This window comes from Caldicellulosiruptoraceae bacterium PP1 (genome assembly GCA_041320695.1).
In the GTDB taxonomy this organism is placed as follows: Bacteria; Bacillota; Thermoanaerobacteria; order Caldicellulosiruptorales; family Caldicellulosiruptoraceae; genus JBGGOQ01.
In genome coordinates this window covers 195,529-220,289 of sequence record JBGGOQ010000002.1, presented here as the reverse complement: position 1 = coordinate 220,289, position 24,761 = coordinate 195,529, and the positions used below count along the sequence as shown (strand labels likewise).

The 24,761-nt window shown below is 29.6% G+C and carries 17 protein-coding genes; all 17 read right to left on the bottom strand.

What is annotated here, in order from left to right; genetic code table 11:
* Positions 1 to 15: 15 nt before the first annotated feature.
* Positions 16 to 966, bottom strand: coding sequence for a biotin--[acetyl-CoA-carboxylase] ligase (locus tag ACAG39_04590; protein ID MEZ0536518.1), 951 nt, complete (start codon positions 964 to 966; stop codon positions 16 to 18).
* Complete coding sequence (locus ACAG39_04585) at positions 956 to 1,384, bottom strand: DUF1284 domain-containing protein (GenBank protein ID MEZ0536517.1); 429 nt, start codon at positions 1,382 to 1,384, stop codon at positions 956 to 958. The genes ACAG39_04590 and ACAG39_04585 overlap by 11 nt, the downstream gene beginning before the upstream one ends.
* Positions 1,385 to 1,547: 163 nt before the next feature.
* Entirely contained in the window at positions 1,548 to 3,962 is a 2,415-nt protein-coding gene (gene leuS / locus ACAG39_04580; GenBank protein MEZ0536516.1) for a leucine--tRNA ligase, read from the bottom strand.
* A gap of 117 nt (positions 3,963 to 4,079) precedes the next feature.
* Positions 4,080 to 4,793, bottom strand: coding sequence for a hypothetical protein (locus ACAG39_04575; GenBank protein ID MEZ0536515.1), 714 nt, complete (start codon positions 4,791 to 4,793; stop codon positions 4,080 to 4,082).
* Positions 4,794 to 4,815: 22 nt separating this feature from the next.
* Entirely contained in the window at positions 4,816 to 5,664 is an 849-nt protein-coding gene (locus ACAG39_04570) for an ATP-binding cassette domain-containing protein (GenBank protein MEZ0536514.1), read from the bottom strand.
* A gap of 234 nt (positions 5,665 to 5,898) precedes the next feature.
* Positions 5,899 to 7,527 carry a glycoside hydrolase family 44 protein gene (locus ACAG39_04565; protein MEZ0536513.1) on the bottom strand — a complete coding sequence of 543 codons (1,629 nt, stop codon included), beginning with the start codon at positions 7,525 to 7,527 and terminating at the stop codon, positions 5,899 to 5,901.
* A 109-nt stretch (positions 7,528 to 7,636) separates the two neighbouring features.
* Positions 7,637 to 9,241 carry a cellulase family glycosylhydrolase gene (locus tag ACAG39_04560; GenBank protein MEZ0536512.1) on the bottom strand — a complete coding sequence of 535 codons (1,605 nt, stop codon included), beginning with the start codon at positions 9,239 to 9,241 and terminating at the stop codon, positions 7,637 to 7,639.
* 124 nt (positions 9,242 to 9,365) lie between these two features.
* Complete coding sequence (locus ACAG39_04555; protein MEZ0536511.1) at positions 9,366 to 11,015, bottom strand: cellulase family glycosylhydrolase; 1,650 nt, start codon at positions 11,013 to 11,015, stop codon at positions 9,366 to 9,368.
* Between the two features lie 24 nt (positions 11,016 to 11,039).
* Positions 11,040 to 12,080 (bottom strand): carbohydrate ABC transporter permease, encoded by a 1,041-nt coding sequence (locus ACAG39_04550; GenBank protein ID MEZ0536510.1) that lies wholly within the window; start codon positions 12,078 to 12,080, stop codon positions 11,040 to 11,042.
* 14 nt (positions 12,081 to 12,094) lie between these two features.
* The gene (locus ACAG39_04545) at positions 12,095 to 13,006 is read right to left on the bottom strand and encodes a carbohydrate ABC transporter permease (protein MEZ0536509.1); all 912 of its coding nucleotides are present in this window, start codon (positions 13,004 to 13,006) and stop codon (positions 12,095 to 12,097) included.
* 26 nt (positions 13,007 to 13,032) lie between these two features.
* Positions 13,033 to 15,252, bottom strand: a complete 2,220-nt coding sequence (locus ACAG39_04540) for a DUF5696 domain-containing protein (protein MEZ0536508.1) — start codon at positions 15,250 to 15,252, stop codon at positions 13,033 to 13,035.
* A 27-nt stretch (positions 15,253 to 15,279) separates the two neighbouring features.
* The gene (locus tag ACAG39_04535; GenBank protein ID MEZ0536507.1) at positions 15,280 to 17,367 is read right to left on the bottom strand and encodes a YIP1 family protein; all 2,088 of its coding nucleotides are present in this window, start codon (positions 17,365 to 17,367) and stop codon (positions 15,280 to 15,282) included.
* A 23-nt stretch (positions 17,368 to 17,390) separates the two neighbouring features.
* The gene (locus ACAG39_04530; GenBank protein ID MEZ0536506.1) at positions 17,391 to 18,242 is read right to left on the bottom strand and encodes a carbohydrate ABC transporter permease; all 852 of its coding nucleotides are present in this window, start codon (positions 18,240 to 18,242) and stop codon (positions 17,391 to 17,393) included.
* A 35-nt stretch (positions 18,243 to 18,277) separates the two neighbouring features.
* Positions 18,278 to 19,195: a carbohydrate ABC transporter permease gene (locus ACAG39_04525; GenBank protein MEZ0536505.1), complete on the bottom strand. Its 918-nt coding sequence runs from the start codon at positions 19,193 to 19,195 to the stop codon at positions 18,278 to 18,280.
* Positions 19,196 to 19,215: 20 nt separating this feature from the next.
* Positions 19,216 to 22,089: an extracellular solute-binding protein gene (locus tag ACAG39_04520; protein ID MEZ0536504.1), complete on the bottom strand. Its 2,874-nt coding sequence runs from the start codon at positions 22,087 to 22,089 to the stop codon at positions 19,216 to 19,218.
* A 162-nt stretch (positions 22,090 to 22,251) separates the two neighbouring features.
* Positions 22,252 to 23,565, bottom strand: coding sequence for an ABC transporter substrate-binding protein (locus ACAG39_04515; GenBank protein MEZ0536503.1), 1,314 nt, complete (start codon positions 23,563 to 23,565; stop codon positions 22,252 to 22,254).
* Between the two features lie 565 nt (positions 23,566 to 24,130).
* Positions 24,131 to 24,748: a hypothetical protein gene (locus ACAG39_04510; protein MEZ0536502.1), complete on the bottom strand. Its 618-nt coding sequence runs from the start codon at positions 24,746 to 24,748 to the stop codon at positions 24,131 to 24,133.
* Positions 24,749 to 24,761 lie beyond the last annotated feature (13 nt).

Genomic DNA, 24,761 nt, shown 5'->3' with positions numbered 1-24,761 from the left:
TTATCACCTCAAAGTTTAGAATCTTATTGAAACCTCTCCACTTTGTATTACCACCTTTTTATTGTTATCATCACATATAAGTTCGCCATTATCTCCAATATCACTGCAATAAAGCTCTTTCTCTCCATTTATTAATATATTTTTATTTAAATTCAAGCATAAAGATTTATATTGCTCTTTAAATTTAATAAATCCATCAGTTAAAAATACATCTATATTGTTTTCAAATTCTTTTAAAAATCTAATCAATATACTTGTTCTATCGTATATTCTTTTTGTCGCATTTTCTATTGTCGTTGCAATATTTTGTAGCTCATTAGGAATATTTGTTCCATTTATATTAAGGCCAATCCCAATAACTATAAAATCAGTCTTATCAACTTCTCCTGTTAATTCGGTTAAAATACCACAGATTTTTTTATTATTAAGAAATATATCGTTTGGCCATTTAATTTTGGCATCTATACCAAATGATAAAAGAGCTTTTGCCATGCATAGCCCTGTAAAAAGGGTAAGTGGAATTACTTTTTGCAAAGGGGTATCTTTCATATTAATAAGTATTGAAAATTTTAATCCCTTACTAAAATCAATCCAACTACGCCCAAGTCGCCCTCTACCTTGTACTTGTTTTTCGGTATAAACAATGGTTCCATTTGAAAGTTTTGAAATATTGTTTTTAATAAAAAGATTGGTTGAATCTATTTCATTTAGATATATAAATTCAGAAAAGAGACTACTATTTTTAATATAATCTTCTATTTCCCATATTCTTATTATATCTCTATTTTTTAGAATATACCCTTTATTTGTGTGAGCCTCTATTTCAAAGCTTTCTTTAAGATCTTTGATTCTTTTGTTTACAGCCATTCTTGAAATGTTAAAATACTCAGCAATATGCTCTCCCGATACATAGTCATTTTGGTTATAAAGCATTTTTAGTATTGTAATATTGTCCTTATTTATCATAATTCACCTCAGGTTCTTCTTTATATTTGTTTTTAAGATTTATAAATCCTTCTTCACAAAAACCTAATGAAAACCACTCACAGTTTGAACAAATCTTTTTATAATATTCAAATGGCATTTTAGATATAGCCTTATAACATTGAGAAGGATAAACCTCATTGTCTATATTTATGTACTCTTTTATAAAACTTAAAACTAATTTGTCCATATTTAAAATCTTTTCTTCTGATTTACATTTATCCTTCTCAAGATTAGGGCATAATTTACATATTTCATCAGGTGAATTTAATAGTTTTATCTTTCCATTTTCATCATATACATAATTATATATCTTTTTAAAGTGTTCAACAAACTCTCTACTATAACCAAGCCCACGAAATCCTAAAAAACATAAAAGATGATGTGCACGAATATCCAAAACAAATACCTACCTTTAAAAAATATATTAAATAATATTATACTATTTTATTGAGCAAATACGATAAAAATTAGCAAATCTTAAATATACTCTTTGCTTTAATTAGCATTATACTTAAAAAGGCTACCCTTCATATTGGATAGCCTTTTCATTTATATAACCATTATTTCACAACAATATTATATATCTTCTTTGGTACATATATTTCTTTTACTATCTTTTTGCCTTCAACATTCCTTCGAACAGCATCGCTTTCGAATACAATCTTTTTAACTTCTTCTTCTGATGCATCAACATTAATCTTTACAGTATCTCTTACTTTCCCGTTAATTTGAACTGGAATCTCAATTACATTATCAACAATCTTTTCTTCATCATACTCTGGCCATTTCTGTTCATGTATCATACCTTCAAATTTCATTAAATCCCAAAGCTCTGATGTAATATGTGGTGCAACTGGATTTAAGAGTATCAAGAATGTTTTAAATTCATCTTTTGTTATTTTGCCTTTATCATAAAATTCATTTGTTAAACTCATAAGAGCTGCAATACCAGTATTAAACTTCATTCTTTCATAATCTTCGCTTACCTTCTTTATGGTCTTATGCAGCAATGATTCAAGTTCCTTTGAATACCCTTCTTCACTTGAAACAAGAGTATGAAGCCTCCAAACCCTTTCCAAAAACCTTCTTGCACCTTTTATACCAGTTTGAGACCATGGTATCTCTTGGTCAAATGCTCCCATAAACATCTCATAAAGCCTTAGTGTATCAGCACCAAATTCATTTACAATATCATCAGGATTTACAACATTTCCACGTGATTTAGACATCTTTTCATTGTTTTCACCCAAAATCATACCATGTGATGTTCTTTTCTTGTATGGTTCTGGTGTAGGAACATAGCCACAATCATATAGGAATTTGTGCCAAAATCTTGAATAAAGAAGGTGCAAAGTAGTATGTTCCATACCTCCATTATACCAATCAACAGGAAGCCAATATTTTAGTTTTTCTGCATCTGCAAATGCTTCACTATTATGTGGGTCAATATATCTTAAGAAATACCATGAAGAACCTGCCCATTGGGGCATTGTGTCTGTTTCTCTTTGGGCTTTTCCACCACACTTAGGACATGTTGTATTTACCCAATCAGTAATCTTTGCAAGTGGTGATTCTCCTGTATCTGTTGGTTCATAGTTTTCAACATTTGGTAGAGTAACAGGCAAATCTTTTTCTGGAATACTCACCCAACCACATTTTTCACAATATACAAGTGGAATTGGCTCTCCCCAATATCTTTGTCTAGAAAATACCCAGTCTCTTAATTTATATGAAATTCTCTTTTTGCCTAAGTTATTTTTTTCTAACCATTCAATTGCCTTGAGAATTGCATCTTTTGGTGTAAGCCCATTTAAGAAATCAGAATTTATCATTTTACCTGTTTCAATCTCTGTAAATGCCTCTTTTTCTATATCTCCACCCTCAATAACGGGTATTATTGGAAGGTTAAACTTCTTTGCAAATTCCCAGTCTCTTGTGTCATGTGCTGGAACTGCCATAATAGCACCAGTTCCATAAGAAATTAAAACATAGTCTGACACCCATATAGGTATCTTTTTAACTGTTGCAGGGTTAATTGCATATACCCCTTTTAGCTCAACACCCGTTTTTTCTTTTGAAAGCTCTGTTCTTTCAAAGTCTGATTTCTTTTGAGCTTGATCTTTATAATCTAAAACCTCATCTATATTCTCAATTTTATCCTTTAATTTATCAATAAGTGGATGTTCAGGTGCGATAACCATATATGTTGCTCCAAATATTGTATCAGGTCTTGTTGTAAATACTACAAGTTCTCCTAAATCATTATCAAGCTTAAAGTGAATCTCTGCACCTTCAGATTTTCCTATCCAGTTTCTTTGTTGTGTTTTTACCTTTTCTATATAATCTACATCTTCAAGCCCATTTAAGAGCTTTTCAGCATATTCGGTGATTTTAAGCATCCATTGGCTCTTATGTTTTCTTACTACCTCACCACCACATCTTTCACAAACACCGTTAACAACCTCTTCATTTGCAAGCCCAACCTTGCATGAAGTACACCAGTTTATTGGTATCTCAGCTTTATATGCCAAGCCTTTTTCAAAAAACTTTAAGAATATCCATTGAGTCCATTTATAATAGTTTGGGTCTGTTGTATCAATCTCACGGTCCCAGTCAAAAGAAAATCCAATAGATTTTAACTGTTGTCTAAACCTTGCAATATTCTTTTCTGTAACCTTTCTTGGATGGATTTTATGCTTTATGGCAAAGTTTTCGGTAGGAAGACCAAAAGCATCCCAACCTATTGCATATAGAACATTATATCCTTCCATTCTTCTTTTCCTTGCTATTATATCAAGAGCTGTATAACTTCGTGGATGACCAACATGAAGACCTTCGCCTGATGGATATGGAAACTCAACTAATAAATAATACTTTGGCTTTGAAAAGTCATCCAAAGCCTTAAATGTTTTATTCTCTTCCCAGATTTTCTGCCATTTCTTTTCAATTTCAGTATGATTATATTGTACCTCCATCTTTTATATAACCTCCATCTATGTAATTTTTTCAGCCGTTTTTTATAAATTATTATCACTAAAAATTGTAATTAAACCTTGAATTGATTATAATTAATATTCTTAAATATTGCAACTTCAAAACTTTTTCTTTTTCATAATGAATATAAATATTGAACATAGTATAAACGAGTATGATAAAACAAAAAAAGATTTTACTACAAAATTATAATATTCTCTATATGAAATAATATCATATTTTGTAATTTCATCTATCAACATCCAGACTGGAGGAATTATATATAAAATAAAATTTAGATGTGGTATATTTTTAAATATAAGCTTACCTAAAATTGATATAAGAAGCAGTGCTATAAATGATATAACAGATGCTCTTTTAATATTAAATAATCTTGAACCAAAGAAACAACCTATACTTGTACCTAAAAAAGAAGCTATTATATGACTAATTACCGAAATAATTATATCGCGAAATGTAATCTCCCTATTAAAGGCATTTAATAATATTGGATATATTAAAGCTATAAAGGTAAAAATAAATGAAAATAACCAAATATATATAATCTTGAAAAAGTAATAAACATTTTGAGAATCCAAATGAAGTATTGTTATCTGCTGTTGTATCATGTCTTCATTTTCAATAAACCCATATGCAAGCCAAGCTGATATAAAAAAAATGAGTACTGTTGTAAATGCATATGAATTCATTACATTTACTGGTTTTATGCTGTATGCAATAAAAAGAATAGTAAAAAAAACTAAAAATGGCGGTACATATTTATATGATTTCATATAGTATTTATGATTATATAATAAAAACCATTTTATCATTTTTTCACCTTCGTTTTAGAATTTATAATGAATATTTGCCAACCTTTATAATTTCACAATTTTGTTCTATCAATAAATATAAAACCCTATTCAATTTGCTCTTTTCAACTATAACTCTAGTAGTATTTTCTGATTCTATTAATCTAAAAATATAGTCATTCAATTTTCCAAAGTTTATTCCCATAGAGGCATTAATTGTTATTTCAACTAACTCTGTATTTTTTTTATTATCTTCTGAAAGTCCTTCAATTTGTGTTAATTTCCCTTTATTTAATTCAAAAATCCTATCCGATAGCATATTAGCAAGTTCAATTTCGTGACACACTAGGATAATTGTAACCATTTTTTCTTTAAGTGAATAAATAATTCTAATCAGCTCTTTTTGAGACTTTTCATCTAAACCACTTAAAGGCTCATCAAGTAGTAGTAAGTCAGGTGTATCAAGTAAAGCTTGCATTATTAACACTTTTTGTGCTGAACCTTTTGAAAGGTTTTTTATAGGTGTATTCTTTAAAAAATCAAAGTTAAAAATATAAAATAGATGATTAATTCTCTGAATTAACACATCATAATTTATATTGGATATCCTGCCCATAAGTATCAGATATTCGAGAGGTGTAAAATTCAGTTTAGCAAACCCTTCAGGTATATATCTTATTTTAAAATCTTTTTCAGTATAAGATATTTCTCTTTTCCCTTGGCTTATATTTGTTAACCCACCAATTATCCTTAATAAAGTAGATTTTCCAGTACCATTAGGCCCTAAAATTGAAATGACTTCACCTTTATAAACTGTAAGGTTTATATTGTCTAATATAAGGCTATTGTTATAGTATTTAGTTACATTAATAAGTGAAAGTAACCTTTCCATGAAAATCTTCCTTTTTTTTGTAATGTAATATTAAAAAGGTTAAATATACATTAATATTATGTAATAAAAATATACTAATGTATAGAGTGAATAGAAATATATTACTTTTATAATATCATAGTTGTATTGTTTAAAAAATAGAAAAAACCAAAGAAAAAGGAAGATAGAATAATTTAAAATTATTCCGATCTTCCTCTCATTTAGCTTTCAATATAACAAAAGTCTTAATTTAATTTATTTTAAAATTAAATGATACACTGTTAATGGTGGAACATCTAATGTGCAAATATTATTTTTAATATTAATTTTTGCATTTACTTTTTTTATATCTGCACTTTTACTATCAAAACCATATATTTCAGCCTTTAAATACTTTTTAGTATTCTTAATATTAATATTTGCAGTAAGTTTTTTATCATAGTTTCTGTTTATAAGTATTAAGTGAAGATTAGAATCGTTATTTCCATTTATTGAAGCATATACAGGCATATTTGCACTATCTGATGATACAGCTTTTACATTTGTATTTCCATATTTTGAGCCTTTACCATCATAATTAAGATATATATTATATGCAGCTGTGATATAATCTCCACTATCACCCCATCTTGTTGCAAAATATATGCCATATTTACCGAATATACCTAATACATCTGTTAGTGCTATTCCTCCAGAAATATGATTTTTGCCACCGTAGTCAAACTCGGTAAAAGCAAGCTTAGTTCCAGGATAATATTTATCAATATCAGCTTTTATTTTTGGTATCAAAGGTAAGTATTCAGGAAACCATTGATTTATCCAGCTATCTTCACCATTTGTAATTTGTCCTTTTATATCTGTTTTGTAAGTTGGGTCCCATAATGTTCTGGGTGCTTGCATTCTTGCTATGCTAACTTCACGGCTTGTATCTTCTGCACCATCAAAGTTTATACGAAGATTGTTTCCTCTTGCTTCAGAATACCAATTAAGATTTAAAACATCCAAAAGCCTTTTTCCAAATTTATCTGACGCCTTTTTCATCTGCTCAAGATACCAGCTTATAAACCAATCATGATTTCCTTTAACAGTATTCCAATCAGGAGCATCTTTAAGTGAAAGATATCCACCAAATCCATACGACGTATATCCAAAAACTTCAGCTTTAGGATCTAGTGACTTTATTACTTTTGAAAGTTCAACTGATTTTTCTATTAGTTCTTTACAAGTAGTTTTTTGAGGGTGAATCCTTGGGTGTGTTGATGCCCAAAGATCGGGTTCATTATCTAGTATATATCCTTTAATACCTGTGGTTTTTGAAGCATCTCCATACTTCTTGATAAGATAATTAATTAGCTCATCCATATAAACATAATTATCTTTTGTGTCAGGATTAAGTGATAGTTTCCCATCTTTTTTAAATTTTACTTGAGCCCATCTGTTTGATGGGGCTTTTTCTGATTCAGAAACTTCCCCGCTAGTATCCTTTGATACATAACCTGCCATCTGAAGTGTAATTGCACTATATGCTTTATGCTCAATTGATTTTTCATGAAAAGCACTAATTACTGCAGCAGGGGTATATCTGTCTATACTCGAAATACCATAAACATCACACATAAAATAATCACTAGAATGTTTCCAGTCACTTCCTGCATTTGAAGCATTTGTTTCCCAATTATATCCTGTCATCCTGTTACCACCAAGTCTTCTTGCCGGATGAACTACACCATCAACATCCTGATTAGCACCATATATGTATGGACTAATCGGAGTTCTTTCTTGTTTTGTATCAATGGTAATATTCACAGTAGATGCTTTATCTGCTGCATATACAGCACTAAATAAATATAGAACTGATAAACAAAAAGCTATATATCTTTTCATAAAGCAAATCCTCCTGTTTTAAATTATATTAAAACAATATACTTTAAATCCTTTAACAAATAAAACCAAATACATATTCTTTTTTATTATGAGGATTAATTAATTATTTTTAATTAAGCACTTTTATAATAAAGTCAATGCAACATTCTTCACCCCAAAATATGAATGTCAGTTTAGCATCATTTGTTAAACTCATTAAAAATTCTTTTGAGAGATAGATATTATTATCATCATAATCAAAATCACCATGTTTTAAAAATGGTGTATGTGATTCTTTAATTGGTTTGCCAGTTAATAAATCAACAGCTTTGACAGTAGCTAGAAAGGTACCATTGAATTTCACAGGAATACTTATTCTTTCGATATTATATGATTTATTTAAAATATATTGATTGAAATTAAGTTCTGGCTTTTTATATAAAATAATATCTAGCGGAAAGTTAATTCCTTTTTCAAAAACCAGATCTAGTGTTGTAACTACACCAATTTGTTTATTTTTAATCAATTTCTCAATAAATGACAAATTAAAAATTAATCTGTTCTCTTCTATAGTATAGTCCTCAGCTGTTACAAGCTTATATTTTCCATTATATATAGCAAGTAAATTATTTGAATTTGAATTAAATATAACAGGTTTTATATCTTTTTGAATATATATATTGTTCTCATTTGCTTTTATATATAACATATCATCGCAGTAAGAATTTTGAATACCTTTAGAAGCATTAATTATAAAGTCTATTGCAGTCTTATCTCTCCATCGTCTATTCAGCCTATCATATATTTTCCCATTATCCCATAACATAGTTGTCATACCATATTTAGAAGCAAAATAGACAACAAAATTTAACCATTTCCATCTGCTTGGAGTATGTGTTTTCCCTTCAACACCATATTCTCCAATAACAATAGGAATACCATTTAATATAAATTTGTTATGTAATCTTTCAAAAAGATTATCAATATATTTTATATCATCCTGTGAACCCCATATTACTCTTCCCCACCAATTTGCGACAAAATCCCATGGTGTATAATAATGAACTGTTAATATTATATTCTTATCATCTGGTACTTTAAAGTACTCAAGTGTCTTTTCACTATCAGTCCAAATACCTGGAACTATCACAAGCCTTTTGTCATTAAAACCACCTGAGCTTCTTATAATCTTAAGTATTCTGTCATTAACTTGATGTTGTATTTCGAATGCTTTTTTTGTATCTTCTGGATTATTTCTAACATCGCCAAAATCATATGTAGGTTCATTTATTACTTCAAATATTAGTTTTTCAGATTTATCTTTAAACCTTTGTGCTATTTGTTCCCATATATGATCAAGTTTATTTATTACCTCATATCCATCTCTATTTATATACTGTAACCATTCCCATGAATCATGATGAACATTTAATACTGCAAAAAGATTTCTTTTTAATACCCAATCGACTACTTCTTCTACCCTATCCATCCATTTTTCATCTATTTTATAATCCGGTGAAGGTCCGATATGATGTGTCCATGTAACAGGAATTCTTATGCTTTTAAAGCCTGATTCTTTTATATCATCAAAGATATATTCTTGTGCTGGAGGATTATTCCATGAACCTTCTGTTGGAATAGCATCAAGAGTATTTCCTAAATTCCAGCCAGGATTCATCATTTTAACAGCACTTATTGGATCAATATATGTAAAATTATTATCTTTTTTATTCAAACTCACCGCTCTCCAATTAATTAATTCATTTACTAAATGGATAGAAAAGTATGGATTATTATAATATATATTACAGAATAATTCTTAAATGCTTCTCCCTCAGTTTAAGAGGGAGAAGCGTTTATTATTCTGCTTTTACTTTAACTTGAAGCGACACACCTTCAGGGAAAAATTCGAAAGTAAGAACTGCATCTGATTTGATCATATCTAAAACATGTTTTTTAATTGTAATGCTCCCATTATCAACTGCAAAATCATCCCAACCTCTTAGGTATGGTGTCCATGAATCTCTGATGTTTTGACCATTCTCACTAACCAATTTTACAGCTGTGAGCTTTGTTCCATTAAATGCTGTAATTATTCTTGTATCATTATTATTTCCATCTTTTGAGACATAAATTTCTTCATCTAAAACCTTCGGCTTATTATATTTTACAATATCAAGCGGATAGTCAGCACCTTTATTAAACTTAAATCTCAGTGTTGCATTAACACCATACTCATCATTATTTAATAATGTTTTTATGTAGCTTGCCTTAAGTATAATCTTAGATCCATTGGCAACATAATCCTTGTCTTTTTTTAAGACATATTTATTATTCATAATATTAACTAATTTATTGCCATTTAATTTGAAACTTAAAGTAGTATCTTTAATTGTTTTACCATCTTCAAAATATAAAATACCAGGGTCAACAAATGAATTATTAATATTTTTTGCAGAGTTAGCAATAATCTTTATTGTTTGCTCATCTCGCCAAACTCTGTTCTTTCTATCATAATTACCGCCATTATCCCAATACATTGTCTGCATTCCATATTTATGAGCTAACTTCAAGAAGGTATCAAAATAGAACCACTCTGCAGGTTTATTTCCATTAAATAGTCCATATTCTCCAATAACAATCGGATATTTACCTTTAAACTTATCATAAACTGTCTTGAGATCCTTTTCCATATTTTTTAAATCCTCTTCATTTCCCCAAGTTGTCTTTCCCCACCAATTTGCAGTAAAATTCCATGGTGAATAGTAGTGGAATGTGAGAATGATATTCTCATCTTTAGGTACTTCAAAATATTTTGCCATTTTGTAGCTGTCGCAAGAAAGAGCAGGAATAACTACAATTCTTTTTTGATTATTACCACCAGTTGATCTAATAGTTTTTAAAATTCTATTATTAAGTTCATTTTGAATTGCACCTTGCTCTTGTTCACTATATCCATCATAATAAGGCTCATTTATTACCTCAAACATAAGTTTAGCAGATTTATTTTTAAATCTTTGTGCAACCTGTTGCCATATCTTTTCAAGTTTTTTCATATTACCTTCTTTATCATTTTTCAAAGAAGATAGCCATCTCCATGAATCATGATGAGCATTTATTATTACATATAAATCCCTTTCTAAAGCCCAATCAACAATCTGTTCAACTCTATCAAGCCAAGTCTTATCAATTGTATATTCAGGAGCTGAACCTATATGGTCTGCCCATGTTATAGGGATTCTAACACTTTTAAATCCAGCTTTTTTTATATCATCAAACATATAGGCTTGGGTTTCAGGATTTCCCCATGAAGTTTCAGTTGGAATAGCATCAAGAGTATTACCAAGATTCCAGCCAGGCTCCATTTCTTTCGAAGCCTGAACTGGAGTAATATATACAAAAGTATTAACTTTTGAATTTTTACTTGCTGCATTTATAAAAATAAAAGATAAGGCTAATGAAATAATTATTAAAATTGATACTATTCTCAGTATAATTTTTCTTTTCAAAATATCCTCACCATCCAGTTATTATTATCCTACAATACCGCTTCTCTCGACGCTCTCTATAAAATATCTTTGAGCAAATACATAAAGAATTAACATAGGTAGGATAACTAATATAACACCAGCATACTTTGGTGGTGTAACTTTTATAGGGTCAAATACTTGTGCACTGCCAGTAATAAAGTTATCTATACTTGCCAATCTCATTGCTAATGTATAGTTTTTAATATCATTTAAGTATATTGTTGGTTCAAATACATCATTCCAATGCCATACGAATGAGAACAAGAAAACAGTTACAATTGCTGGAACAGCGTTTGGCAAGAATATTCTTATATATGTTTGGAATGGTGAACATCCATCAATATATGCAGCATCCTCTAATTCTTTAGGCATTCCTCTAAAGAATTGTCTAAAGATGTATATGAATAAACCACTTTTTAGTCCTAATCCAAATAATGAGGGCAGTATAAGAGGCACATAAGTATTGAGTAGGTTTATACCAGCATGTTTATTAAATAATTTCATTAATCCAAAGAAATCAAAGTTTGAATATTGAAGATATTGGGGGACGATGGTTACTTGTGGTGGTACTATTAATGTAAAAAGTACAAGAGCAAATAAAAAGTTTTTTTCTCTAAATCTAAATCTTGCAAAACCATATCCAATAAGCGAACACATAATAACATTAAATATTGTAGGAAATATTGATGTTAAAAATGTATTTTTTAATGATAATAAATAATCAAGTGCTTTATAAGCCTCAGCATATCGTGCAAATGTTGGCTTTTTAGGAATCCAAATAGTTGTTGGATCAACCATATCATCAAATGTTCTTAAGCTTATTGAGAATAAAAATAAGAGAGGATATATCAATACAAATATTAAACCTAAGAATAATATTAATCTAAATAATTTCCAAAATAGTGAATATATGTTTCTACCCCATTTTTTCTTAATTTCATTTGATAGCATTTCTTCATGGGCATTTTGTGGCTTAAAAATAATCTGCAATTTTTTGCTAATATTATCTTTGCTTATCTGATTTTTGATTGCACTTGCGTTCATTTTTTATGTCCCCCTTACTCATTTATATAGAATACTCTTCGAGATGCTATAGCTGCTACAATTCCTAATATGACAACAATAATTGCAAAATATATCCAGGCAACTGTAGCACTATAAGTCAAACGGATATTAGTAAATGCCAATGTAAGAATATATCTTAACACATCGTTACTATAATCAGTAAATGAATCAATAATTGTGTATATTATATTTACCATAATAATTGGTGATAACATTGGTACTGTTATCTTCCAAAAGCTTTCCCATTTTGTTGCACCTTCAACATCAGCACATTCATAAAGGTATGAAGGTATTGATTGCAATCCTGCTAAAAATATTAATATTTGAACACCAGACTTCCATATTATTTCATATATTCTATCCATGGCATCAATTAGAGGCTGTAAAAATGCTACGTTGCTTGTGAGTTGCATAAGTATGGCCTTAAAGTCCAGGTTATTTAAGAATGGGTTCTGCATAGCCATTGCAGATCCTGCATGTCTTGCAAATTGATCAATAGAGTTTGTTCTAATAACATATATTAAAACACCTGATGTTACAACAACCGGTAAGAAGAATGCACCTCTAACTATTGATCTACCAAAAAATTTTTGGTTTAGTAATACTGCAATAAACAGACTAAACATAATAATTAATGGAACATCAATTATTATTGAAGGAATGGTTCTCGCTAAATAATCAATTAATGTCGAGTCATTGGTAAGTGCCTCTATATAATTTTCCTTGCCAATAAATTTTTCTGTGTATCCTCCTGCCTGCTGAAAATCTATTTCCTTAAATGTATACAAAAATGATTGAACAAATGGCTTTGCAAAGAACAGCAAAAAGCCTATTACCCAAGGGTAGACAAAAAGTCTACCCGCTATTGCCTGTCTGCTCTCTAAAGATACCCTTCGTTTAAACATTATTTGAACCTCCTTAATATAAGACATTACTTTACAACTATAAAGTCTTTTGCTTTAACTGTTTTGCCATTATATACGAAATTGCTATTATTGTAGTTTACAATAATACTTACACCATTTTCATAGGTTGTTTTATAAATCCCTTCCTTTAACTTTTGATGGTCAATCATCTTCTTATTGTATATATCCTTATAAGCATTTTTAGCTACTTTATATTCATTAACTGCTTGACTTAGCCAATCTTTATATGTTGCACTATAAAGTTCTTTGTAATTTGTCTTCATCATTTCTGATCCATCTTCATATATTAATTCAAAATATGGTATAGCTCCATACTCAATCATTCTTAAGAATTCATCTTTTTGTATTTGTCTTAAGTTCCCTGGCTTTCCGCTGTAAGGTATATATCCGTGTATTACCATTTGATAAAATGGCACAGCTTCTTTTTCGATGCTGTAGTGGCTTATATCTAATGGAACCTCAACAAGCATATTTGCTGTCGAAAATGTATAAACATTCCCACCTGTTAGCATAAGATTGCCTAACTTATTTTTAGCATTTTGGAATACATTTGTCCAAACCTTAGCAACTTGATCTCTTAATAAAACATTTCCTTTCTTTGTTTGAGAATAGATGTAGTCTCCCATATGTTCAAAGGAAACTGCATCAAGATTATATTTTTTAGCTAAGTCATTTATAAAGTTATTAGCAAAATATGGTACTCTTGATGGTAAAGTTAAAAACCATTGTGCAGCACCTGTCTCTTTTCTCTTATCAATAGGGCACCATTGCCATAAGAAAATTAATGCATTATTAAGATATCTATCTCCATCTCTTGATTCATTGAATCCATTCCCTGGCTCATGTATTTCAATTAATTCTGCATTTAAAAAGAGTTTAACATTGTTTGCTCTTGAAAATTCTATAAGCTTCTTTAAACCTTTAGCTCCACCTAATTTACCTTCTGGTTCAACCCCATTTGTTATCTTTGAAATATATCCATCTTCCTGAAATCCCTTGTATCTTAGATTAATCTTTTCTACCCCAGCTTTTTTTAACAGCTTCAATATTTCGGTTGCTTGATCATATGTTGTCATTGGATGAACAAGCATAAATGGAAGTCCCAAAACCAATGTTCTTTTTTTGATACCACCTAATAATGTTAAATTTAAAGGGATGTCGTTACTTTTAATATAATTTTTTAAAAGCCCATTTCTTAGCAAATAATTTCTATAAGCTTCAGCCATACCTGAATAATTAGCCTTTTCTCCGGTTAAGAAATAATAATCAACAATAATATCACTTTTCATATGGTATGGAGAATTTTTGGCAATTAATGTTTCAGTAATATCACCCGGAGATTGATTATTTTTTGTTTGTCCTTCAAATAAAGTATATTTATATAGTTCTCTATAAGTGAATATAGGATAAGTTCTAAAATAATTAGATCCACTTCCACCAGCTTCAGAAATTAATCTTGCATAATAATCTCCTTGCCTGATTACAGCTAACACACCTGTATCATTATTTTTGATGCCATATACAGGCATTCTTAGCTTTTCTGTTCTTGGTAACATTTCTGTAAATGGTATTGAATAATCATAGCCATAAAACATAGAATCAATACCTTTGTCATAAGAAACATAACTTTTTAAATCAATTATTGCACCACTGCCATCAGGGACAAACATATAGCCATTAGATCCTCTTTTTGCTGAAACAAAATAAGGCATCAACCAAATTCTATTAAGACTTATATCTTTATTTGTTTCTTTAATTGAATCAACAGGAATTCTAACAGTTAAACCATATTGTGTTATTGTAAATTCAATTGATAACTTTATACCTTGTTCTTGAAAGTTATAATCTATTCTGAATCCATTGCTTATTGATTTAATTTTGTAGTTTTCATTTCTAATGCCCATAATGTATGAGTTATAGACTGTTGTGTTTCCATCTTTGTCCGAAACTTCAAAAACAATATGTGAAGGTATATTAAATTTCATAAAACCTTTTGAAAAATCAGTCCTAAAATCTTCAGGATATGATCTCCATGTTTTCCCTGTTGTTATATCCTTAACAGCAATTCCACCATATTCAGATTCAAAATACAATTCATATTTACTATTTTTAGCCATTAATTTGAACCCTTCTAATGTTTCAGCTGAAACATAAATAATGTTGCCAAAAATAGTTGTTATAATAAAAGTTACTGAAATAAGTAAACTTATTATCTTTTTGCCCATCAATATCTCAACTCCTTAAATTACAAACTATTGAAACATATATTTTAGTTCTAAATAGCTTGTTTGAATAAATTTACCAAATTGTTGTATTGTATTAAAGAATACCATACCAATAAACATAACAAATAAGATTCCAACAATTGAAAGTGCTGCTGTGCCTATTGTTTTACTTGGTGTATAGTCATGTATTGTCATAAAGCCAGCAAACATCATTAGCAGTGTCCATATAACACCTACTGTTCCAATTATGGAATAATAAGCTGATTCTTCTAAAGTAAATACATGGCTTAAGAAAATTTGTGGAATATAGAATAATACTAATGGGAATAAGCTATAAACAGTGGTTACCCATATATCTTTCATTGTCCCTTTGCCTTCAAAAAGTGTAGTTACAGCCCAATTTAAAACAACCCATGCACATATTGGCCCTACTATTGAAAAAATCTGTGATGCTATATTAATATTTTCTGGTTTGAATGGGTTATATAAAAAGTTTGTTAGTTGAACTTTGAAAACTGTAACAATACATAACAAAATTAAAATAATAACTGATGCAATCCCTGATTTTTTTCTTTCTCGTTTTAATTCCCAGAATCCATCAAATGGATGAATCATTATATAGAAAACAAAGAATAAATCTCTTAAAACCTCATTTTGTCTAATTTTAGCATCTAAAATCTCTTTTATAGAAATGTTTTTGGATCTAAGAACCTTTCTTACAATAAAATAAAGTAATATTAATATAATTAATAAATTCATAATAAAAGCAAAATTCTTCCTTAAAAATTCGGCTCTATATTCTTTTAATGCTTTTGAATATCCTTTAGCATAATACGCTGTTTTGAAGCACTTCATTGCTTCTTTGAATTTTCCTTCTTTCATATAGGCATTTCCCAAACCTATGTAGGCAAGATCAAAATGTGCATCCCTTTTTAATACTTCTTGCCAAGGTTTTGCTGATTCAGCATATTTACCTTGCATATAAAATGAATTAGCATAAAAAACCAATTCGCCAAAATCGGTAGGTTTATAAACGGTAATAATACCTTTACTTTCATCTAAAACATAAAACTTACCTTTCCATATATCTATAGCAACAGCATCAAGAGAATTACCCTTTTGATTGCTAATTCCACCAACAATAAAAAGTAAATCCCCTAGTGCACTGTAGACATAAACTCTTCCATGAGCATTATCAAGTGCATATAATGTATTAGATTCATCTATAGCAAGATCGGCAAAATCAGTTACAACAGGATTGGAAGAATTATAATAAAGATCACCATATCTATCCCCAATTCTTCCTTCTCTTTTGATAATATTATCACCTAAAGCATTAAGCCTTTTAATCTGATCATATGTACCTCTAGCACATGCATATAGAAATCCTTCTTTATCAATTGCAACATTTCTATATTCTACTGGTAATATAAGTATTCTTTGTGCTCTTTGCTGTCTATTCAAGAACTGTCTTATAAACATTTCAAAATAATTTGGTGAAACTTTGTTACTACCAAAATATCTTTCAAATTCACCCTTTGGATTAAATTGTAGTAAACCTTCAACAACACCTTCTGCAACTACAAATATTCTTCCTAATTTATCTACTGCAACCTTTAATGGCTTATAAGCAAAATCCTTTGGAATTATATCTGCAACAGGTTTTCCTACAATTTGCTTTAAATTTCCTTGATTATCTAAAATAACTATTCTTGCATTACCTGTATCAGCTACATATATATCTCCATTATCATTAATAAATATACCTTTTGGATTATTAAAAGTTTCATCTTTGCCTTCAACATTAAACTTAGAAATAATTCTATCAAATTTAAGTTGTTCATTTAAAACAACAATCCTATTATTACCTCCATCAAGAATGTATAGCTTTCCATTTTTATCAAATGATAAATCACTTGGAGTATTTAAATTGTCAGGTAGTTCCATTTCAGTATATGTCAAAACCTTTTCAGGTAAATAACCTGCAGGAGATGGAACAGCTCTTAAATTATCATCATAGTTATAGGTATTATATGGCACCTCTGCAAATACAACATTTACGCTAAACAAGATTAATATTGCCAAGACAATACTAAGTTTTTTAAAAAAACTCATCCAAACTTCACTCCTTATTCACCTTACTCTTTAATACCGGCTGATTTCATTGTTTCAACAACATTGCTTTGTGTAACAATAAATATGATTAATGATGGTAACATCATAATAAGTGCTGCAGCAGCTGCTGCACCAGCTCTTGCAATACCACCTGAATTTACATAGGATAGTGCAAGAGGAAATGTTTTTAGTGCCTCATCATGTATATAAAGGGCAGGTGAGTTTGTATCATTCCAGAAATCTCTAAAAGCAAACAATGTTAATGTAAGCCATGCAGGCTTTACGTTTGGCATAACAACATGCCACCATATTCGTAAGTCAGATGCTCCATCTATTCTGGCAGATTCTATATAAGAATCAGGTATCTGGACCATAAATTGTCTCATCAAAAACAACCCAAATGTTCCGCTAAGCATTGGAAGTAGTAATGCAAAATACGAATTTAATAAATGTAATTTCGATAAAACTATAAATTTTGGTATATTAGTTACATAACCTGAAAACATAAGTGACAGAATTATTAACTGATCCATGGTTCTGCTCCCAGGAAATCTAAATTTAGCAAGCGGATATGCTGCCATTGAAGCAATAACAACATATGAAAAAGTGCCTACAACAGTTACAAAAATACTATTAAATAAGTATCTACTAAATGGGACAAATGAATTACTCATTAAATAAAATAAATCAGTAAAGTTTTTAAGAGTTGGTCTTCGAACAAAAAATCGTGGTGGATATATAAATAACTCATCTAAAGGTTTGAATGCTGTAAGTATGGCATATAGAAGTGGTAATGCCATAAAAACAGCAATAAGAGCTAATATTACAGTAATGAAAATATTCCCCCATGTTGATCTATAACTTTTAATACCCATTTATCACTTGCCTCCTTGTTACTGGCTATTTGTTATTATTCAGGTTTTATTAATTTTCTGATTATTTGGTTAATTATTATTGTAGTAAAGAATAATATAACTGCTATTGCTGAAGCATAACCCATTTCATATCTGATGCTACCATAGTCAACCATGTGCAAAACTATTGTATGGGCTGAATATAGAGGGCTTGGAAACCCTGCAAGTTGAGCACAAATATCACTAACTGCAAATGAGTTAACAACCTGTAAAACTGCACCTAATATAAGCTGTGGTTTAATTGAAGGTAAAATTATATACCATAATTCTTGCCATCTATTTCTGATTCCATCTATTGCCCCTGATTCTTTAAGTGCTATATCAACATTTTGTAGACCAGCAATAAATGTTAAAAAGCTGGTTCCAAGGCTCATCCACAACTGTATTATCATAATAACAGTAAGATTTAGGTTAGGATCGGATAGCCATAAATTTGGTTCTTTGATTATACCTAATCTCATTAAAAATCCATTCATTAGTCCATACATATCAGGTGAAAATATATATTGCCATATGAAATAAACACTTCCTGATAATGATGGAGCATAGAAAAGTAATGTTGCTAACGCTCTTGTTCTTGGTTTTAATTCATTTATTAACCAAGCAAATATTAAGCAAGCAAAATAGCTTAATGGGCCTGTAATCAAAGCAAATTTAAATGTATTTTTCACTGCAATCAAAAATACATCATCATCAAGGAAAAGCCTTATATAGTTTGACCAACCAATAAATTTAGGTGGTTGTATAATATTATAATAGGTAAAACTAAGGTACATACCTGCAATTACAGGAATTACAGTGAAAAATAAGAATAAAATCATAAAAGGAGCCATCATATAATATAAAGATTTGTTTTTTTTCATTTCTTGCAATGTTTCATAAAAACTTCCATATCTTTTTCTTTCTGAATCCATTATTATCACCTCTACCTTTATTAATCAACAGGAAAACCAAATTCTTCACGTTTCTTTTTGATTTCCTTATTTATTTCTTTTACATATTTTGTTATTGCTTCTCTAGGAAGTTCATTATTATCAAGAACCTCTCTAAATGCATTATCAAGATGCCTACCTGTATAATAAGAACCAGGTATATTAGGTATTTCATTTACATTCTTCCACTGTTCTTTTAATACTTTATAGTCACTTGAAGGCCAAGGCAAATAACTTGCTGCAACATAGTTTGCAGTATTATATCTTGCTGCAGGCCCTAAAAGTGCTTCAAGTTCTCTACCATAACGTGCCTGTGTATCAGCACTTAGCCACCACTTTGTAAATTCCCATGCACTATTTAACTTTTTAGTTTGATTAAAAATAACAACTGCTGTTCCATTTCCAGAAACAGTTCTTTTAATAGTGCCATCAGGTTGCTTAACACCAGGCACTGGAGCTATTCCCCAAAGACCACTTATTTCAGGGGCTGCTACAGATAATTGATTATACATAGTATAGTTAACAATACCTAAAGGCAATTCACCTGTTCTAAATCTTGAGTAAAAGTCATACCATCTTGTTACACCATATTGTGTATATAAATTAGTCCATTGAGTAAATATCTTTATTCCTATTGGGGTATCTAATAAGCATTTTTTAGCATCATCGCTATAATATTTTCCACCATTTTGAAGTAAAAGCATATTAAACAAATCAAAACTTGTTCCATATCCAGGTCCAAATTGTAGATTATTTTGTTGAAGCATTGCAATTGCATTGTAAAGTTCTTCCCATGTTTGAGGTATATCTATTTTTAATTTACTGAGGATATCCTTTCTGTAAAACATCATTGGAAAGTCCTGAGTCATTGGTAATCCATATACTTTACCTGCATATGAATATGGAACAACGGCAGTTTGCATAAAGTTTTTCTCAACGTCTTTATAACCTGGCAATTTAGACAAATCGACTAAAGCACCTCTAATACCATAATCAACTGGTAATCCTCTTGAAACATTTATTGCAACATCAGGTGGATCTTGTTGCCCTGAAACAGCAAACAGTAGAACACTTTCATTAGTAATAATATTTAGATTAACAGGTATTCCTGTTTTTGGTGTAAAGTCGCTATCAATTAATGCTTTTAAAGTTTCAGCTTGGTCCCTTCCTAATAATACCCATACACTAACTGCCTTTTCTTTATCATAAACATTACCTATCATGTTGTAATTCTTTATAAATGATAAGAAGAATTTTTTGAAAAAGTCAGTTGTTTTAATCAATATATTTGGTCTTACAATAGGGTTTTTAGCATCTTTAGAAGAAATAATAAAATAGTCTATATCAAGTGGTTGTTCCTTAATTGTTAATGTCCATGTTGCTAAGCTTGATAAATTATCTCTAAACTTTGATAGCCTTTGATGAATTGTTTCCGGTTTTTCAGCTAAGCTTTCAAGCTGTATAGCAATGGTTTCTATCTGTGAAGCTTCATTTACCTTTTTCCCACCAACTTTTACTATTTCATTTACTTGTTGTCTTAAAATCTTTGCATTTTCTTTTAATGTAGGTATTAATTCAGGAATACGAATATCAAGTTGATAATCTCTATAGTAATCTGGATTAGTACCTGTTATCATAACAATTTTTGTATAAAGCTGTGATAAATCTATAGCAGATTGCTGAACATTTCTGATAATATAAGCAAAATCGTTGTAACATGTTTCTAGCCTAAGAGTATGCTCTCCTGCTGTAAGATAGAATAAATATGGTTTGTCATCACTTTGACCTATAACTTTATATTGCCAATTTGTATCATATGGAAATTTAATATTACCAGCTTCTTTAAATGGAATTTGTCCATCTATGTATAATGAACGTAATGTCGGTAAACCCATTACAGTGTTTTGTCTAAATTTTAGCCCAATTTTATATAGCCCATCTTGAGGTGCATTTATCTTCCACTCAATCCACTGTTCTGGTTTTCTCCAGTTATAACCACCAATAATATTAAGCCTTATTTCAGAAACGTCATAAGGTTCATTTAATGGATTTGTTCTATCAGATATTGGATAAAGTGTAGGTTCTGATTTTATATAAGCACTTTCACCTTGAACTTTAATAGAAACATTTTTTACTTCTTTATATCCTCTTTGTTTATATTCTTTTTCAATTTCATTATAGCTTTTAAGAGGTTCGAGATTATGAATTTTAATATATTGAATTACCATTGGTTCTCTAACAGATATCAACCTTATCGTATGTTTACCTTTTGTAAAGTAAAACTTAAATGGTTCTGGGTATAATCCTTCTGAATCCCTTACTGCTTTTTCAATCCACATAGGGCTTTCTTCTTGAATTGGCCTAATTTCATTTCCTCTATTATCCTTCCTTACTTCTCCAGCATTACGCCATACCCTTTCAAACTTGATATTTCTTGCTTCGTTAAACTGTCTTTCCCCATCAATTAAAATTTCTCTTTCAATACTTGAACTTTTCCCTTCTATTGGAAAGTATTTTATTGAAATATTATAAAGTCCTTCTTCTTCTATATTTACCTCCCATTCAATAAATCCAGAATCACCTGTTAATATAACTGGTTCATTTGTCCCCTCAAAATTTTCTAATTTCTTAAAACCTTCCCCCTCAAAGTTTAAATAATTAGCTCCATTAATTATATATTCTTTTTTTGGCTGAGCAGTTTTTGAATACTTATTTAAAAAACTCTCATAGCTATTCTCTTTTTTAATTTGCTCAAAAAGGAACGTTTTATCTTGTGTTTGAGTTTGAGCAAATGTTTTTTCAGAAAAGCTAAATTGGAAAATGGTTTGCAATAGAAAAACAATTAATATTGCAGTTACAGATATCCTTTTTTTCATTATGTAAAACCCTCCAACAATGAAATTTAAAGCTTACATACTCTGTTTGTATGTAGATTTTTTAACTGCAAGCATTACAAATTTTTATTTATGTTTTTTTTAATATACAAGCACTATACTCAGCTTGAGCATAGTGCTTGTTTTTATTAAACTTTCTACTTATTATTTAAATAATTTATCTAAAGCAGCTTGAATCTTTGGTGCTTGTGCTTTTATTTCTTTTGCAGGATTGCTTGAGTTCCAAATATTATTTATTAAGTTGGAAACATCACTACCAAGACCTGCTGTTGGGTAGGTTGATTGATATTTAGATGCATCTTTTATTACATTGTATATTGCTTTTCCACCATATAGTCCTTCATAATATTTTTCCCACAATGAATCTTCATCTGCTCTATTTCTGAGGCCATTATACATTAAATACCAACCAGCAAGTTCTGGATATTTACATGATGAAGCCATCATTTGTACTGTTAAGTTTGCTGTATCAGCAGCCTTCTTACCAACTAGATCTGGACCTTTAGGGAATGGAACAACACCAAGTTTTTTACCCATCTTATCTCTAAAGCTTGCCATATCCCAGTCTCCCCAGTAGTCCATAGCTGATTTTCCATTTAGGAATTGTTGTTGTGGATCTGGATCCCACCATACAGTTGGTTCTATCTTATATTTATTAATTGTATCACTTGCAGCTTGGAAAGCTCTAACTGCTTTTGGACTATCAAGTATTAGTTTTGGTTTTCCACCAACATATTTTACAATTTCAACACCGTTTGATGTTAACCATTGGTCTCTCCACCAGGAGATATAACCCCATACATCAATCTTGCCATCGCCATTTGTATCTTGAGTTAATTCTTGGCCTAATTGCCAGAATTTTTGCCATGTCCATTTACCTTTTTTGTAAAGCTCTAATGGATCTTCAAGACCATTTAACTCAAACATTTCTTTATTATAATAAAGTCTGTTTCTAAGAAGTCCAGCAGAACCTACAGCATAATGTTGGTTCTTCCAAGTCATTGTATCTAAAACAAGTTTATCCCATGTAACACTTGCCATAAACTTTTTATCTTTGAAGTTTATATATTTATCAAGTGGCATTAATAATTTTTTGTACATCCAAGTTGGTTTATAGTCATCTCCACCCCAAATTATGTCAGCACCTTTACCAGCCATAATTGTTGGTATTAGTTTGCTTTGATAATCGTTCCAAGTAACATAAACTATTTTTACTTTTGCACCTGTTAATTTTTCAAAATTTTCGCGTGCTTGCTTTGGTGTAGGTAACTCTTTAATATCTGATGTTGTCCCTTCTGGCCACCATTGCCATACAGTAATTTCTTTGCCCTTATATTTATTTGGGTCAAATTTAAGATCTGACTGTGTCATAACTGTTGCTGAAAATACATTAACAGTTAAAAATGACGCTAAAGCAATAACAACAACCATAATCAAAAGTCTTTTTTTCAAATGCATAATATAACCTCCTTAAATTTAATAGATTATAAAAATATTTAATTTTTACCCATTTAAAATAATAACTTCAAACATGTTACTTAAAGTTAAATAAAAAATAAATGGTTATTTATGTAGGATAAAAGAATAAAAACTAAACAAAACGCTTTGAGAATTTTACATTATACTTTAAATTAGTGTAACTTTATTTTACATTTTGTTTTAAATTTTATCTAACCCCCACCTCCTTTATATTTCTATGAATTGAAGTAATGTGATTAAAAGAATTACATAATAAATACGGCTATAAAACATTTTATAAAAATTAGTTATGCAAATTGATATGATATTCTTTACAAAATAGCTTTCTTATAGTCAATAATATTGTATAATTAAACTATAATATACCCCTTAATTTTGACATCTTATACCCGACAATTTTGACTTTACATTTTTTTAAGACAATTTTAGATTTATTAATAATATTTATTTTTTAAATTAAAAAAAGGATAATAAAAGAAAATATATTTTACATTATTAGTGAAATTAAGTTGACATTTAATGTTTTTGTTTTATTATATAATTGTCAATATTTAATATCATTAAGAATTAGATTAGCTTTTGGATTTTGACTATTATTTGTTATTGTGCATAAAACTTTTGAATTTGTATTAAGATTTGCTATTTTTTCTTGTATATTTTCTGGGATTTGAAGAACAACATGCTTATTATCAAAAATAAACTCCGAAAAATTATTATCTGCTTGCCCAACAAAAATACCTTGAAGTGAAATAGATTCAGGCAATTTTAAATCTGAAATTATCGGATTCCCACCATTCTCATTCTTGTAAAAAGAAATTTCAACAAGTATACCTTCCGAAAGGCTTTTATTATTTATAATTTTATCTGAAATTTCAAAAACAGAATAGTCAAATTTAGTATTTATAAGAGTAAATTCAGCAGAATGTGCATCAACTAATCCAACAAATCTTCCATATGCTGTATAGATTTCTTTTTTTATTTGTGTAATTTTGTTATTAGTTTGCTCTTTTTTGTCTATTTGCTCTTGTTGAGTTATGGGTTGCTTATTAGGTAGAGTTGGTTTTACTTTGCTTTTGTTATAAAACGTAATAAATATTGCTGCACATATAATTAATGCAAGCAAAACTCCTAATATCAAGCTAAATACTATCTTTCTTTTCATAATATTAACTCTC